Consider the following 16,594-nt stretch of genomic DNA (forward strand, 5'->3'; position numbering starts at 1 on the left):
CATTGTAAATTCCAGCCAGGCTTCCGATAGCACCGCAGGCCTATACTTCCTATGTCCGGATTTGCATTATCCTCCCCTCTCTGAATGGCAAGCCGGCTTGCCTAGCGGAACGCAAACATCAATACCCGCTCGCCGGCAACAGCACCATTTGCCAGCTGATGCTGAGGGACGACCATGATCAGCTCACCGCTCGCATCATCGCTGCCATGGAGATTGATGGTCATTTTCAATTGCCGGTCCATGGCGACGAAATCATGCGTCGAGGTAGCGACAATCGCATGCCGGCCCTGCCCCTGCACTTCCGCATAAAGCTGCTGCCCGCGGTAGAACAGGTCAAGCGTCATGCCGTTTGAAAGACTGTATGAGCGTAAATAGTCATAAGCTTCATCCGCCCGCACGCGGTGATAGTGGCTAGGGGCTTCAATGCGCAGCGTTGGACCGGTGATCTGCACGGTCTGGTTATCAGGCGCCGTTTGCGCCGCAGCCGCCAGCGCACAACCGCCCAAGATCGACATCAGGACAAGATTTTTCATGATGAACATCCTTTCTTTTAAATGGGATACGCTCAAGTGCACCGCGATGCAGATTCTCCTGCTTAGGCGCCAAGCGAAAGTCAGATATCTTTTCTGTCAAAAAACATTCTCGAAAATAATGTAGCCATCTCCACATGAATCGGCCAGAACCGTTCTGGAACATGATCCCGAACAAGCTTGCCTGGGATCAAAAGAAATTTGATATATTCTGTTGCGGACAAAGTAATCCGTAACGCAAGAAACGTGCGGACGGCAACCCTGAAGCCAGTTCGGGTCGGCTTTCATGTCGCGGGCATCGCGGTTAAACAATTTTTCTTTGTGGATGTGCGGAACTGCTGATCTGGTCGACATACGCACCGGTGATCTTCGAATGTGAGCCATTCAGGTATCGGGGTAAGGAGCGGAGTGCTGGATCGCCAACGGGTTGGTTGACGCCGGTCGTCATCTTGCTCGGTTTTTCTCGCAGATTTGCGATGTTTTATCGTTGTATCGCCAAGCCACAATAGGATATGTTTGCGCCATATTCAAGCAAGACTCCGCTTACATGTGCGCGTTGCATCCGCGATCGTGATGCAGGAAGGAATCATATGCATCGCCTCATTGACACAAGACAATTCAAGCGTGCCGGTTTCATTCATAAAAATGGATAACTTGGGATGGAAGGAAAGTTTTCATGCATAACTATGTCGCCCTGTTACGCGCGGTGAATGTTGGCGGCACCGGCAAGCTGCCGATGTCGGAACTGAAGTCCATGTGCGAGTCCTTGGGTTTTGCCAAGGTACGGACTTACATTGCCAGCGGCAACGTTGTTTTTGAAAGCAAGCTTTCCGAAGCGTCGGTGAAAGAAAAACTGGAAAAATGCCTGGATGCCTACGCCGGCAAACCGGTCGGCGTACTGGTGCGTAGCGCCAAGGAAATGGCCGCGGTGCTGGCCGCGAATCCTTTCAAGTCTGCGGCGCCGAATCGGACCGTGGCGATCTTCCTCGACCACCCGCCACCACAAGATGCGGTAGCGGATGCGCGCGGCCGGCAAGACGAAGAGATCGCGCTGGGTGTGCGCGAAATCTATGTGCACTACGGTAATGGCATGGCCGATTCGAAACTGAAGATTGCCGCCGCAAAAAATGGCACTGCCCGCAATATGAATACTGTGGCAAAACTGGCGGAATGGGCGAATTCCTAAGATATTCTCAGGCCGCCTTTTCGGGGCCGGCTCCCAGTGCCTGCCACATGGCGCGAATGATGCGGAAAGAACGTTCGTCGCCCATCAAGCTGCGCTGCATCTTGTTCATGGCGTAAGCGAAGGTGGTGCGCGCATCCACGTCGATCAGGACAAAGGAGCCGCCACCGCCGGCCCAGAAAAGAGAGTTGGGGTTTAACGGTGTCAACGCCAGGATCGCGCTCGGCAGGCCGAAACCCAAGCCGAAACGGACCTGCCTGCGGCCCATGGCCAGGTCGGGGCCGTCTATCTGCTGCTCGAGCGCCTTGCGGCAGCCGGCCTCGGACATGATCCGCTTGCCCTTGGCGACGCCGCCATTGGCCAGCAAAGCGTGGATCTCGGCGATGGAACGGGCATTGCCGTGGCCGTTGGCGGCAGGAATTTCAGCGCCGCGCCAGACTCGGGTGCGGGTTGACGGCACATCGGTCTGGGTGTCGATGAAGGTGATCCTCTGCACGTCCGTGAGCTGCAAATTCGCCGTGCCGGGCGGCGACTCGCCCCCTGCAAGATTGGCCACGCGATGGTCTTCCGAGCCCGGCAAACCGATCCAGAAATCCGCGCCCAGCGGCTCTGCGATCTCTTCGCGGAACACGGTGCCGAGGCTCTTGCCGGTGATGCGGCGCACTACCTCGCCGATCAGAAAACCGAAGGTATAGACGTGATAACCGGAGGCTGTCCCCGGCTCCCATAGCGGCGCCTGGGCGGCCAGCATCGACGTCACTTTATCCCAATCGTAAAAATCCGCACCGCTGACCGCCGGTCGCCAGCCCGAAAGGCCGGAGGTGTGGCTCATCAGCTGAGCGACGGTGATGCGATCCTTGCCGTTGGCGGCAAACTCGGGCCAGTAGCTGGCCACCGGCGCAGAAAAATCGAGCTCGCCGCGATCTGCCAGCAGCAGTGCCGTCAGCGCCGTCATGGTCTTGGTGATGGAGTAGACGTTGACGATGGTGTCACGCGCCCAGGGCCGGCTCTTTTCCTCGTCGGCATAGCCGCCCCACAGGTCGACTACCGTCTCGCCCTCTACCGTGGCGCAAAACGAGGCGCCCAGTTCCTCTCCGTTCGCAAAGTTGGCCTCGAACGCCTCTCTTGCGGCTGAAAATCGATCGTCGGCGAATCCGCCTGTCCTGGTTTGCGGCATGTGGGTAGTCCTCCCGGCTGTCGTCAGTTGGCGCATCAAATTGACGTTATAGATCACTCTCCCGCCAAATGCCATGGCAAATATCATTGCCGGCATTTTTTTCGGAATCACCGCATCGTAGCCTGAGACTGGCAGCCGGTCACAGTTGCGCCAGTCCGAAACCGCGCAAACCCGGCAAATCGACCACCCGGATCGACTGGTAGGAAAGATTGATCAGCTTCAGTTCAGCCAAGTGCTGCAAAGCCTGATTCACCCGTTGCCGCGAAAGGCCTGTGAGCATGCCGATTTCTTCCTGGGATAGCTCCAGCACCTCGGATGTCCGCGGATATAGCATGGGATGAAACAATTGGGCGATCGCCTGCGCCACCTGGGCATCAACTCCCAGCAGCCTTTCATTCTGGATCATCGCGATAAACTGGCCCATGCGCTCATTCAGCTGGCGGATCACGAAGGCGGTAAAAGGCAGGCTTTGCGCCAGCAAGGTGTGGAAGATCTCGGCCGGCACCAGCATGATCTCCGAATCGCGCAGCGCGATCACGTCATATCGGCGCAATTCACGCTTGATGACGCTGCCTTCACCGCACCAGCCGCCTGCAGGCACGCCGGAAAACGTCGCGCCGCGCCCCTCCACGCTGTAAACCGCCAGCTTGATCAAACCACTGTGCACGCCGATCCAATATTGCGACAGCTGACCGCGATGGGCAACGAACGCCCCTGCGGCGAAGCGTTGCATCACAACCGTTGATTGCACCAGCGCCTGATGTGAGGCGGAAAGCGCCACAAACCAGTCGTGCTCGCCAAGCTGCTCGGTATTGTCCATGCGATTACTGTCCTTAAGCTGTCATTGAGACGACAAACCGTTGTAGCCGTAAGTGGTAGGCTAGGCTAAATACATCCCGCACAGAACGGGAGAATGTTCATTTTCCTCAGGAGACACCTATCATGACGGTCGACTACGATTCCGGGCTTGCCAAGAATTCCGCCAATTTTGCCGCACTCAGCCCGATTGACTATATTGCGCGCGCCGCCGAAGTATACGGCAAGCGGCTGGCGATCGCGCACGGTCCGCTGCGCCAGAACTGGCGCGACACTTATCTGCGCGCCTGTCGGCTGGCCAGCGGCTTGCGCCGGCTCGGCGTCGAAAAAGGCGACACGGTGGCCGCGATGTTGCCGAATACGCCCGCCATGGTAGAGGCCCATTTCGGCGTGCCGATGGCTGGCGCCGTGCTGAATGCGCTCAATATCAGGCTTGATCTGCCCTCGCTGGCATTCATGCTGCGCCATGGCGAAGCCAAGGTGCTGCTGGCAGACAGCGAATTCGCCGATGCGGCGCGTCAGCTGGCGCAACAGATTCCCGGCCTGTATGTGGTCGCAGTCAACGACATCCTCGGACCGGACGATCCGGCATTCGGCAATACCGACTACGAAAGCTTGCTGGGCAGCGGCGATCCCGCTTTCCAGTGGCAGTTGCCGGCAGACGAATGGGATGCCATCGCGCTGAACTATACATCCGGCACCACCGGCGATCCTAAGGGCGTGGTGTATCACCATCGCGGCGCTGCCCTGAATGCCATCTCGAATATCCTGGAATGGGACCTGCCCAAGCATCCCGTCTATTTATGGACGCTGCCCATGTTTCATTGCAACGGCTGGTGTTTTCCTTGGACGATTGCCGCGCGCGCAGGCATCAACGTCTGCCTGCGGAAATTCGAGCCGAAGCTGGTATTCGACCTGATCCGCGAGCATCGCATCACGCACTATTGCGCAGCGCCGATTGTGCATGCCGCCTTGGCCAATGCTCCCGAAAACTGGCGCCAGGGCATACAACACACCGTGCGCGGCATGGTTGCCGGCGCCCCGCCGCCGCCGGCAGTCCTGGCCAGCATGGAAGCCATGGGCTTCGACCTGGTGCATGTGTATGGCCTGACCGAAGTGTATGGACCGGCCTCGGTCTGTGCCGAACAGGAAGATTGGAACAGCCTGCCTGCCGAACTGCGCGCCGCCAGGAAATCCCACCAGGGCGTACGCTATCATCTGCAAAGCGCGATTGCGGTGCTCAATCCAGACACCATGCAGGCGGTAGCTGCCAATGGCGAGGAAATCGGCGAGATCATGTTTCGCGGGAACATCTGCATGAAAGGCTATCTGAAAAACCAGAAAGCGACGCTAGATGCCTTCGCCGGCGGCTGGTTCCATACCGGCGACCTCGGCGTGATCGGCAGCGATGGCTACATCAAGCTCAAGGATCGCAGCAAGGACATCATCATTTCCGGCGGCGAGAACATTTCCAGCGTCGAAGTCGAAGATGCGCTGTACCGGCATCCCGAGGTGCTGGCCGCGGCCGTAGTCGCCCAGCCTGACCGCAAATGGGGTGAAACGCCGTGCGCCTTTGTTGAACTGAAAGAAGGCAGCACTCTCACGGAAGAAGCACTCATCGTGTTCTGCAAGAACATCCTGGCCGGATTCAAGGTGCCCAAAGCGGTCTACTTCGGCCCGCTGCCGAAAACCTCGACCGGCAAGATACAAAAATTTGAATTGCGTAAACGGATGCGCTCGAATTCGGCGATAGACGAGCAGAATTAAGCAGGTCTCTAAACAAGGCTCTGGCCACCGATGCCGGAGGGAATTTCCGTGTCGGGCTGGCGCGAGGTCGGCGCCCTATGCTGCCGACAAAAAAATGCCCGCCAACTTGTCGTTTGCGGGCAAAGGGAACATCAGGGAGAGGTGATGTTGTCATGGTGAGTGACGAGGCAAGTATAAAGAGGAATCCATTCAATAACATTAAGATCACCTTAAGACAGACTAAGGAAATGACAATAAGCATTGCCTGACACCAATGACTACTCTCGTCGGCAACCCTGCGTCCGACTCGCAAGAGGCATAAAAGCGACCAGGTCTGGCGGTGACGATTGAAAGATTTATTGGGGCGACGGACGCTTGGCCGTTTTCTTCTTGGAGGGGACCGGTGTGCCGTTGTCGCCATCGCCCTGGACCGCCAACTGACCACCCGTGCCCAGCCCTCCGGCCACGCTTTGCGCATGATAGTTCTTCACGGCGCGCACGATGTTGTTATAGGAATCGGTAAAGGCCGCCACGATCACCTTGCCTTCCGCCGTGTTCGAATAACCGCCCGCACTGCCCGCCGCGCTGTTGCCGAACAGCTTGCCGATGGCGCCGAAGTCCGTGCTCTTGGCGCTGCCTTCGGCCGCTGCCACCTGCACGCCGGAACGGTTGTCGACCAGGTTCAGCAAGGTGCTGGCTTCCTTGCTGTTGATGTTGCCAGCCAGGCCGGCGACCACGCCGCCGAGGCCGCCAAACAGACCCGCGACGCTGGCGCCGGCGCCGCCGGCGTTATTGTTGCTGAAGGTGATCGAAGGATTGAGGCCGTAGTCGGCCGAGACGATCTTGCCCTTGCCGAAATTCGAATTGTTGCGCAGCTCGCCGGATTGCTGCAGGGCGCGCTCGCCCAGAACGCCCGTCAAGCCACGACCGCGCTCGACCACCACGAAGCAGTTGGACTGCTGCACCAGCAGCTTGAGCACCGGCACGGTGGAGCCGAGCTTGTATTGACCGGTCAGCACGCCATACCAGGGCGCGCTGGTATCTTCGATGATGGCGAGGGTGCCGAGCGAACGGTCGCAGTGTTCGAGCGTAGCGTTGGCGTTGGTGGAATTGGATCCCCCAGCGGATCCGGTGGCCTCGGTTTTTGCGCCGGCGTTGCCCAGGTCCATGTTGGAACATGCGCTCAGCAGGATGGCGCCGGTCAGGCATGCCGGCAAGATGCGAAGCAAACGGTGATTAGACATTTCTTGTTTCTCCCCTTAAAAATGCGCAGTGCAGGCCTCTCCCCATTTTCTTGGCTCGCAAGGGCCGGATTGCGTCCTCGCATCCGTTGATGGAATAACTCACCCTTAGCCTGGAAAACTCACGAGGCCTTTTACGAATGCGGGATCAGAACCTGCTTGGTGGATGCAGTGCGGATCGGAAGCCGCTGCAATTTGGCAGGTTTCCCACACATTGAAACTGCTGTATCACGTGCGCACGGTGCGCTTCTTCAGCACGCGATATGAGCAACCGATCCGTGTCGGCTTGGCGGGTTCTAACGCCCCGGCTACTTGATGCGGCGCCAGACTGAAATCGGAATCAGGCCGTCCGGCCGCGCCGGCACCTGGTAGCTGAGTTCGTCGCCATGCAGCTCATAGACGCGTTTCTGCTGCGTCCCTTCCCAGTTTTTATAAGCCGAACTCTCGATGTTGTAGATCAGCGTGTGCGTCATCGTGTCGATCATAAGGGTGCCGAAATGGGCGCTCGTTCCCATGACGGCGGCCTCGAACTCGGCGGCAGTGCCGCTCTTCTTGTCGCCCGAGGCGAACAGCGGGCGCTCGGATTTGTAGATCTGGGCGCTGTAGCGGCCGTGGCTGTCGATCTGCAGCATGCCTTTCGGCGCCTCGCCGTAATCATGCGTCCGGCTGCCGTCCGGATGCAGCAGATCGGCGGCCACCAGGGTCCAGCTGCCGGCCAACGGAAACGGCATTTCGACGGCGGCCTGTGCGGCCGGTACCCACAAGATCGCGCCCAGGCAGAACAGTGTAGACAGCAGTTTCATCATTCGAATCTCCAGTAGTCGATTGGCTGATGGCTACATTAACGCCAGGCGACACTGAATGGAATTAGTGAAATATGCACGTGATCCCTGCATATTTGCACAGCGACCGGAGCTAACTTGCAACTCCAGCTTGGCAGGCAGCCGGATTAAGGAATTGTGCGTGGAAGACTCAAACGTCTGCCGGTAAAAACAGCGCGACGATTTCGTCGGCGACCGCGCGCACTGGTGCAGAGCGTCGCACGTCTTCATGCATGATGAGCCAGAGCTTGCGCTTCACCGGGCACACTTCAGTATCGACGACGATCAGGTCGTTGCGCTGGAAGTTGAAAAAAGAATGCGGCAAGACGGCAACGCCGCAGCCGGCGACGGCGGCCTGGAATAAGGTGCCGAGATCGTTCGAGCGCAAGCAGTAGCGGCGCTCGCCTCGGATTTTATCCAGCCACAGCTGCTGCGGAGCGTCACGTAACAGCTCGTCGTAACCGAGAAACTCCCATTGCTGCGGGCTGCGCTCGGCCAGATATTGGGCATTTGCGTACAAGCCATATTCCACACTGGTCAATTGGCGTACCGCCAGACCCGGCGCGGCGGGACGATGAAAACGCAGAGCGATGTCAGATTCGCGCCGCGTCAGATCTGTCGTGCGCGTTTCACCGCGCAAATCCACCTCGATGCCAGGCAGCCGCCGCAGCATGTCCTTCAAGCGCGGCGCCAGCAAATACGCCGCCAAGGCTGGCGGCGCCGACACGCGCACCACGCCGCTGAGCGATGCCGAACCGCTGGCGACGCGCATCAGTCCGTGCATGTCATCCGCCATCTTGCGGGCATGCGGCACTAAAGCGTTGCCCATGGTGGTCAGTGACCAGCCCTTTGGAAAACGATCAAACAAGAGCATTCCCAAGGCAGCTTCAAGGGCATCGATGCGCCTTGCCACTGTCGTGTGTTCGACGCCGGTCGCCCGTGCTGCGCCAGACAGCGTTCCGGCGTCAATCAAGGCCAGAAAATATCGCAGGTCGTCCCAGTCAGGTGTAAGCATTGTGCAATTATGCACCTACTCTCCGCAGTTTTTGCTAATTTCGTTCAGCCTCGCAAGCAGCTACCCTTGACTGTGTACCACTTTGGCTGGGAGCGACAATGCGCAATTCACTTGAAAACAGGATATTCGCAAGAATAGAGAATAGCGTCGGCAATGACCGCCCGGCCGCCGAAGCCGTTCGTGATGCCAGTACACGCCTACTTGCACCGGACGGCAAACCTGCGGAAGCCGAGGAAGCGGCCTGCGGCGACACCGCCGTGATGGCGGCATCAGTCGATGCCGAGAGCATAAGCCATCCGATGCCTGCTGGCGCCAGGGCGGGTTCATCGCAATTCCCGATGACCGGGGCTGGACTGGCAAACATACGAAACGAATTATGAAAGCCGCGGCTTGCACATGATTTTGTGCCGTATGTTTGTTTGCTTTGGAATTGCCCCCTCTACCCAAGATTCCCGCGCCCCATCATTACGGAGCACACCAGACTACTGCGAGCCCCGTGAATAACCAGGATTGCAAAAACTGCAAGGTCTGGCGATCGCTGGAAAGATCTCCCCTCCGTCCAAATTTCACCCAGGTTTTACATGGGTGATGTCCAAGGTCCGCCTCGCCGCCACGCCCTGAGCAGTGGGCATAGCCCCAAACTTACAAACACTTACAAGTTTTCTTAAGGAAACGTGCCCCCTTTTTTCTTCTCGAGGGGCAAGCCTAGTAAGAGCGCATCAACTGAAGCCAGCTTCGTTGGCGTTCCCCACACATGAATTTCAGAAGATGGATGCAAGACGTTTTGCATTCGTGGGGGAAGTCGCTTCCAGTGAAACGACTTCGTTTTACGCAAAAAACCAGGTGTTGGATTTGCGATCGCTGCCGTGGCAGTCGTCACGGTAGTGCCGCCAGAAAGGATAGGTAAGCACCGACGGGCCCATTTGAACCGGATTTCACTGACGCTTATTGCACTTATTGCGCTGGTTGTTTGCTTGCAGCGCCGCCTGCGACACACGCATATAGAACTGTTTGATCAACAATTCACCTGATAGAGAAAAAAATGCACTCATTTACAAAAAAGAGCACATATTTTTTTGCGACAGCCCTCGCTGTCGCTATTGCAACCAGCCCAGTTACCGCTGCGGCAGCTGAACCCCTTGTTTTGAACAGCGCAGCCGTCAATGCTAATCCTGATGTGCTTGCAGAAGCACCGGCACTGCAGGCCTGGCACGAAAAGATGAAGAAAGCGGGTCCGCCTGCAGCTGGCTGCTTTCATGCATCCTACCCTAGCGCCAATTGGGAGAAGGTCACTTGCGGACCGCGGCCGACCTATCGCTCCAGCCGGCCGGTTCTGCCTTCAGCTGTCGCCCGTTCCTTGAGCAGGGAAGAGGTAAAACCACAGACCGTTGGCAATGGCACCGATTATGCCGCTCAGGCAGCGGGAATCATTCAATCTGCGACGGGCAGCTTTCCAGTGGTAAGCGGCGTGAAATCTGAAAAAGGAGTCAATGTACTGTTCGGCGGCTCGATGTCCAATGGAACCATCGGGGCGAATCAATATACCTTGCAGCTCAATACGGATATCAACGCCTCAACGACTGCATGCGCAAAACTTGGCTACGGCTCTTGCAACGTTTGGGAACAGTATCTCTACTCGACGGATGCCTATACGGATGGAACTCACCCTATGGCCTTCATACAAAGCTGGGTGTTCCCTTCGCAGGCCGACTACGACAGCGCCGGCTGTCCAGCCTCCGCCGGCTGGGATGACGCCACGGACAGCAGTGGCCCCGCATGCGTTCATAACAGCAACGGCGTCAGCACCCCTCAATTCGCCATCTCTCAGCTAGCCAATATGAAACTGGCCGGCTCCGCATCGTCGAGTGGCAACGATGTGGTCACGCTGACCGTTGGCAAGGATGTCTATGCGGATAAAGTTTCTGACAGCACGGTGTTTGCCGCAATCTGGTGGAAGCAAGCGGAATTCACTCTGGTGGGCAACGGCGGCGGATCCCAGGCATCCTTCAACAAAGGTTCCTCCGTCAGCGTGAAACTCGCCATCAACGATGGCGGCACCCATGCACCAACCTGTCTTGGCCCCGCCGGACATGGCTCCACAGGAGAGACCAACAACCTGACCTTGGGAAAATGTACCGCCAGCGCTGGAACGGCTGCAGCGAGTCCCTACATTCAATTTACTGCTAGTAACTGAGGCAGGCTGAAAAAAGAGGTGACCAACGCTCATTAATGGGCGTTGGGAAATTGCTGCTTACAATTTGCGACGGTTGGGCTACTCATAGGCCTGCCAATCAATGCTGAACCATAAAGCAAAAAAGCCCGCATTTACGCGGGCTTTCAGGCACTTTCTACTTTTGAGTCCTGGCGAGCGCCTGACCTCAGATCACTCCCACTCAATTATCAATTATCAATTAATAGAAAATACCCAATTTTTAATTGACTCTACCTGTTACACCACCATCAAATACCATATTGAAAATATCGGTAGCGAATGTGGCAAACATAACCGATCTATTGCGGTGATTGCAGGGGCAGGATTTGTACGTTAGGCCACGAGGTATTTACGCCTTGTCCGTCAAATATCGCATTTCGTCGCAGTGATATTGACCGTTTCTTGTCAAAAAAGAGATGCTGGCATCCTTCACAATGCTAAAGGAATTTAAATGTGCGCATTGCTCCTGACAATATTCATACTGTTTGTTGCACCGGCCACTAATGCTTCGAGCGAACAGGAGTCGCTTCACGCAGGAATCATTCGCTTCACCATTCCAGCCAGCCAGTCCGTCGAAACCTTAGTCTGGTATCCCACCCAAGATGAGGAAATTCCGTGGCAAGTAGGTCCATTTCAGATTCAAGCAAGTCGGAATGCGACCATAGCCTCAGGCAGGTTCCCGGTGATTTTAATGTCGCACGGCGGCGGCATAACTGGGGGCAGTCCGTTCGTGCTTGGTGAATTATCGGCATATCTTGCTCGACAGGGTTATATAGTTATTGCACCTGCTCACGGTAAAACTCGCCTGCTCGACAGACCACTTCAAGTTAAATTGGCGTTCGATGCAGTAGCATCTGATTCTCGGTTCAATTCGCATATCGATACCACGCGGTTGGGTATGCTCGGATTCTCTCTAGGGGGCGCAGTCACACTTGAAACTGCAGGTGCATTTCCCAACATGGCTCATGTTGATTCATATTGCGACACGCACTCTGGCGATGTCATGTCCTGTCAAGACGCGCCTGGTGGAAACGAAGGCGCCTCAAAGCAAAATCTGAGGGTTGAAAAAACAGCATTGCCATCTAGACTTAGCCTGAAAGCAATCGTACTTCTTGACCCGTTTGCAATCCCCTTTCAGCATGAAGAGCTTACATCTGTGACGATGCCCGTTCTCATCTTTCACCCCGAGAAAAGCGCGCTTCCCGCTGAAGCTAATGCATTAGGTCTTTCTACTGCATTACCTCAACCACCACAATATCAAACCGTACCAGGTGGCCATTTCATCTTTACTGATGTCTGCACAGATTCCTTGCGCTCGTCCGCACCGGAGATTTGCCAAGACCCACCGGGCGTAGATCGGGCAGCTATACACCTACATATCGAATCGACAATTGCCCGATTCTTCCACACCTACCTTTAACAGCATTACATTCAATTTTAGACGCGGGTTCGATTCCCGCCGCCTCCACTATTACAAATCACACCAGACCGCCACAGACCTCATAATTGCTAGGGGTTACAAAATCTGCGAGGTCTGGAGATGGCTCAAATGGTCTCCATTTTCGCCCAAATTTCGCCCACGTCTTTGGATCGGGGATAACGCGGCTAGCTGACTTCTTGCGATATTCGTTCCAAATTAATTGCCATAGAAAAATCTCAGCATTATGCTTCTCCACATCTTCTTACTGGTGAAACACCATGAGCGTTTTGTCTACAATCCTCAAATTTTCTGTCGTCATAGTCCTGCTGTCTTCAATCTTCGAAGCAATCGTACTATCGATTACGCTAGGGAGAGATGCTTATGACTGGAAGGCGGCTTGCGTATCAGTGGTCGACTTCCTAATCCGCGAATATCCATTGCACTGGTTGCTCCCATTGCTGTTTTGGATCGATATGATGGATTGGTTCTGGCGACATCGGCTATGGACGTTGCCAATGTCCCATTGGAGCGGCTGGCTTGCATGCTTTGTTGGGCAAGAGTTCTTCTATTATTGGTATCACCGCATGGCGCACCGAGTGCGATGGTTCTGGTGTACCCATGCTGTTCACCATTCTCCCAATCAGCTCAATTTGTCGGCAGCATACCGTTTTGGATGGACCGGGCGTCTTACGGGCTCGTTACTATTCTTCATGCTTGCCCCGTTGCTCGGCATGCCACCGCGTATTGTCTTGATGTTGTTGTCGCTCAATCTCTTATATCAGTTCTGGATTCACGCAACCTGGATTCCACGCCTTGGACCGTTGGAGTGGCTGCTTAACACCCCGTCGGCTCATCGCGTACACCATGCGTCGAATCTAGAATATCTAGACGGAAATTACGGCGGCGTGCTGATTATTTTTGATCGCCTCTTTGGTACGTACATCAGCGAGAGAGCCGATGTACCGTGTCACTTCGGATTAGTAACGCCTGTAAAAACTTACAATCTGCTCGCCATCGAATTCGACGAATGGAGAAAGTTGGCTCATGATCTGAAAATGGCGCGATCAGCAGGAGAAGGTTTGACCTACTTACTGAAGCCACCGGGTTGGCGACATGATGGAAATGGGGAAACGACCGAAGACCTTAGGCGGAAGTCTGTATTGAGAAATACGCGATAGTCTTTAAAATCCGGCCACTTTTACGGTGTTAGGACGACTGTAATAGTGTCAGGGTGAGATTTGGTTGTAACCTAGATGGATATTTATCCGAAAAAGCCGGCAGGTCACCAGACAGTGCCGCACAAAAAAAGCCCGCATTTACGCGGGCTTTCAGGCATTTTCTACTTTTGAGTACTAGCGAGTGCTAGACCTCAGATCATTCCCACTCAATTATCAATTAATAGAAAACACCCAATGTTTAATTGACTCTACCTTACACATCGCCATCAAATACCATGAAAAATACCATACCGAAAAATATCGGCAGCTAATGCGGCACACCCCCCCGATCTATTGCGGTGATTGCAGCGGCAGGATTTGTACGTTATATACCTATCAGGCTGAAGTAGCGGATCACTCTATAGGCGCAGTGTCGGTAGGCACTTCCGCCTATTGTCGGCTACGCCTGAACTGCTCCAGCGCCCGCTGCACTGCCTCTTCTGGTATTTGAGGAATGATGTTAACGGGTAAGACGACCTCGCAGTCGACCGGCTCCACGTCGCCCTTGATGCGCATTTCCACCTTACCGTTGCCGATAACGCTATGGAAATAACGGGTGTAGTCCTCAATGTCCTGCTCGATTATCTCGGCCCCCTGTCGAAAGCCGCATTCATTGAGCAACGTATGCAACTTTCCATTCGCCACGTCCATGGCGAACGCTAGCACAATGGTGCCGCGAGCGCTTAACGTGACGAACCGCAGGACGCCATCACCACTATCAGTAGGTAGCAGCTTCATCTCTCGAAACTGGTCGGCAGGTGGATGGGGCCATAGGCTCACCGAAACCGCAGCCCCTTTAAGCTGCCCGAGCTGCACAACATCCTCGACGGCACCGCCGGCTTTAAGCGTCTCCACCGCTTCGGACATCATTAGCGGATACCAGGGAGTGAGTCGGTCGCGGTTCGAGTACACATCCATCTCGTCGGGCACCCCAGCTTCAACCCTGATGTAGCGATTAGCCAATGCCTCCATGACGCATAAGTCCGTTGCGATGCGCTGGCGATCCGCCGGAATATCGGGGTCCACGATGATGTTGCCGATATTCGCATGAGCCACCGCGCAACGTCCCGAGTCGAACAGATGCTTGTTGACATCGATGCCCTGGTCGCGCAGTTCCTTTATGCGTTTGACGGCTCGCTCTTCGGCTAGCTGATCCAGGTTTTTACCGACCCACTCTTTGCGCTGCTCGCCTGGCATCTGACTTTCGATGACCTTGAAGAAGCTCAGAAAGCTGTAGGCATCATGAACTCGGCTCAAGCGGCGCCCCTCACGCAAAAACGCCAGCGCCTTTCGCGTCTGGTCATTCGCAATGATGGGCATGTGGTTGCAATCGAATCCGTGCGGACCTCCCTGCATGATCTCGGTATAGACGTCCCGAACGGCCCCGAAGCGAACGATGAAGCTTCCCCAGTTTCGGTGCGTGATATCAACATAACCGCGTTTGTAGAAGCCAAGAATGGACGTAAAGCGATACAGCCGCGCCATCGCCTCGTCAATGTTGCCTTGCTCGGCAGGTGTGCTAATGCCCGGCGCGCTGCGCACCTCGCCTTCCTGCTTGGGCTTCACACCTTGAAGGAAGTACTCCTGCCCGTCGTACTCGAGCCAAACATCCTGCTGCGGCCAAGCAATCGACGAAACCACACCTACAGACAACCAGCCCTGACGGCCGTTGATATAAGCCAGGGCGGCAGCGCCGAATAAATGCGGGACGTAGGGGGTCTTCATAGCCGCCCAGACTCGGTCGGCGCCTTGGCGGCACGCTTCAAGATTTCGGTCACATGTTCCGGCTCGGCATCCGCGATGAGCAGCTTGCAAGTCGGTGCGATACCCCTCTCCCAATGCACCATAACAATTCGCCCTTGTTTTCAAAGTACAAGAAAAATTTGGCTACTTGCGTTATCCAATTGCAGATTTGTAGAGTGAAAAGGATAACTTCTTTTTGCTACTTTTCAGGGATACAATATGGCAACTTTCTGTTAGCAGACCGGTAATCCCCCCATTTTTAAGCAAAGTTAAAAGTAGAGGCTAAGCCGCAAGGGCCAATTTCTGCTTCGGGGTGATGCCGCCGAGCGCCATGTTCGGGCGTTCGTGATTGTAAGTCCAGAGCCATTTCGTCGCAAATTCCTGAACCTCCTCGACGGATTCGAACAGGTAATGTGCGAGCCAGTCATAGCGAACCGTTCTGTTGTAGCGCTCGATATAAGCATTCTGTTGTGGCTGTCCTGGTTGAATAAAACTGATTTGGATGCCGTGCTTTTCCGCCCACGCGGCCAGTGTCGAACTGATGTATTCGGGCCCGTTGTCACAGCGGATCGTCGTCGGCTTTCCCCGCCATTCGATAATTTGGTCAAGCGACCGAACGACGCGGGCTGCCGGCAGGGAGAAATCGACGTCAATGCCTAAGCCTTCACGATTAAAATCGTCAATGACGTTGAACAGGCGGATGCTACGCCCATCCGACAATTGATCGTGCATGAAGTCCATGGACCAGACGTCGTTGATCGACGTTGGTACCGACAACGGTTCAGGCTTTGCTCTGGTAAGCCGCTTTTTTGGTTTGATTCGCAAATTCAACTCTAGCTCTCGATATATCCGATAGACGCGCTTGTGGTTCCAGCCGAATCCTTTGACATTGCGCAGATACAGGAAGCAAAGGCCGAAGCCCCAGTTTCGCTGGTTCGCGGTCAGCCGGATTAACCAGTCCGCGACACGCTCGTTATCTTCCGATAGCTTTGCCTTGTAGCGATAGCAGGTCTGGCTGATCGCGAAAGTCGCGCATGCGCTGCTGACGCTGATTCCATGCGCTCGGACTGCCGTTTGTGCCATCTCACGTCGGTGAGATGGCTTCACCACTTTTTTTGCATCGCCTCCGAAATGATCTCGGCCTTCAGCTTCTCTTCGGCGTACATCTTCTTGAGTCGACGGTTCTCATCTTCCAACTCTTTCATCCGCGTCATCATCGACGCGTCCATGCCACCGTATTTGCTCCGCCACTTGTAGAACGAGGCCGAACTCATCCCGTGCTCACGACAAAGCTCCGGCACTGGCGTGCCAGCCTCGGCCTGCTTCAAGATGTTGATGATCTGACTTTCGGTAAAGCGTGATGTCTTCATGTAAAACTTCCTCAAAATCGCATTTAAGAAAATTCTACTTTTAACTGATACTTTTTTGTGGGGGGATTACCGACCGACGATAAATTGAAAAAAGGGACGATCA

14 protein-coding genes are annotated in these 16,594 nt (G+C 55.3%); 6 read left to right on the plus strand and 8 right to left on the minus strand.

Annotated elements, in window-relative coordinates; genetic code table 11:
- Positions 1-101: 101 nt before the first annotated feature.
- The gene (locus CPter91_RS16680) at positions 102-533 is read right to left on the minus strand and encodes a hypothetical protein (RefSeq protein ID WP_150119729.1); all 432 of its coding nucleotides are present in this window, start codon (positions 531-533) and stop codon (positions 102-104) included.
- Positions 534-1,206: 673 nt separating this feature from the next.
- Between CPter91_RS16680 and CPter91_RS16685 the strand changes: the two genes are divergently transcribed.
- Entirely contained in the window at positions 1,207-1,716 is a 510-nt protein-coding gene (locus CPter91_RS16685) for a DUF1697 domain-containing protein (protein ID WP_061942152.1), read from the plus strand.
- A gap of 7 nt (positions 1,717-1,723) precedes the next feature.
- Here CPter91_RS16685 and CPter91_RS16690 read toward each other — a convergent pair whose 3' ends face one another.
- Positions 1,724-2,890, minus strand: coding sequence for a serine hydrolase domain-containing protein (locus tag CPter91_RS16690; RefSeq protein WP_061942154.1), 1,167 nt, complete (start codon positions 2,888-2,890; stop codon positions 1,724-1,726).
- Between the two features lie 139 nt (positions 2,891-3,029).
- Complete coding sequence (locus tag CPter91_RS16695) at positions 3,030-3,710, minus strand: Crp/Fnr family transcriptional regulator (protein WP_061942157.1); 681 nt, start codon at positions 3,708-3,710, stop codon at positions 3,030-3,032.
- A 122-nt stretch (positions 3,711-3,832) separates the two neighbouring features.
- Here CPter91_RS16695 and CPter91_RS16700 point away from each other — a divergent pair, with 122 nt between their 5' ends.
- On the plus strand, positions 3,833-5,473 hold the full coding sequence (locus CPter91_RS16700) for an acyl-CoA synthetase (RefSeq protein WP_061942159.1): 1,641 nt from the start codon (positions 3,833-3,835) through the stop codon (positions 5,471-5,473).
- Positions 5,474-5,808: 335 nt separating this feature from the next.
- On the opposite strand, the gene CPter91_RS16705 is transcribed toward CPter91_RS16700, so the two are convergent.
- The 3 genes from CPter91_RS16705 to CPter91_RS16715 form a co-directional block, all read right to left on the minus strand.
- Complete coding sequence (locus tag CPter91_RS16705) at positions 5,809-6,696, minus strand: CsgG/HfaB family protein (RefSeq protein WP_061942161.1); 888 nt, start codon at positions 6,694-6,696, stop codon at positions 5,809-5,811.
- A gap of 305 nt (positions 6,697-7,001) precedes the next feature.
- Positions 7,002-7,499: a lipocalin-like domain-containing protein gene (locus tag CPter91_RS16710; RefSeq protein ID WP_099047215.1), complete on the minus strand. Its 498-nt coding sequence runs from the start codon at positions 7,497-7,499 to the stop codon at positions 7,002-7,004.
- 166 nt (positions 7,500-7,665) lie between these two features.
- Entirely contained in the window at positions 7,666-8,529 is an 864-nt protein-coding gene (locus tag CPter91_RS16715; protein ID WP_061942163.1) for a LysR family transcriptional regulator, read from the minus strand.
- Between the two features lie 98 nt (positions 8,530-8,627).
- On the opposite strand from CPter91_RS16715, the gene CPter91_RS26590 reads away from it, so the two are divergent.
- From CPter91_RS26590 to CPter91_RS16725, 4 genes are all read left to right on the plus strand, one after another.
- On the plus strand, positions 8,628-8,909 hold the full coding sequence (locus CPter91_RS26590; RefSeq protein ID WP_150119730.1) for a hypothetical protein: 282 nt from the start codon (positions 8,628-8,630) through the stop codon (positions 8,907-8,909).
- Between the two features lie 662 nt (positions 8,910-9,571).
- Positions 9,572-10,723, plus strand: coding sequence for a hypothetical protein (locus CPter91_RS16720; RefSeq protein WP_082792932.1), 1,152 nt, complete (start codon positions 9,572-9,574; stop codon positions 10,721-10,723).
- Positions 10,724-11,192: 469 nt separating this feature from the next.
- Entirely contained in the window at positions 11,193-12,161 is a 969-nt protein-coding gene (locus CPter91_RS26600) for an alpha/beta hydrolase family protein (RefSeq protein WP_150119732.1), read from the plus strand.
- Between the two features lie 278 nt (positions 12,162-12,439).
- On the plus strand, positions 12,440-13,339 hold the full coding sequence (locus CPter91_RS16725; protein ID WP_061942167.1) for a sterol desaturase family protein: 900 nt from the start codon (positions 12,440-12,442) through the stop codon (positions 13,337-13,339).
- A gap of 429 nt (positions 13,340-13,768) precedes the next feature.
- Here the strand turns inward: CPter91_RS16725 and mauJ are convergent, their stop codons facing one another.
- Both mauJ and CPter91_RS16735 read right to left on the minus strand, forming a co-directional pair.
- Positions 13,769-15,103, minus strand: coding sequence for a methylamine utilization protein MauJ (gene mauJ, locus CPter91_RS16730; protein WP_061942169.1), 1,335 nt, complete (start codon positions 15,101-15,103; stop codon positions 13,769-13,771).
- Between the two features lie 300 nt (positions 15,104-15,403).
- Positions 15,404-16,491, minus strand: a protein-coding gene (locus CPter91_RS16735) for an IS3 family transposase (RefSeq protein ID WP_099047175.1) whose coding sequence is annotated in 2 segments (ribosomal slippage) — positions 15,404-16,239 and positions 16,239-16,491 — 1,089 coding nt in all. Because the reading frame shifts where the segments join, the coding sequence is not laid out codon by codon here.
- Positions 16,492-16,594 lie beyond the last annotated feature (103 nt).

The organism is Collimonas pratensis (genome assembly GCF_001584185.1).
Lineage (GTDB): Bacteria > Pseudomonadota > Gammaproteobacteria > Burkholderiales > Burkholderiaceae_D > Collimonas > Collimonas pratensis.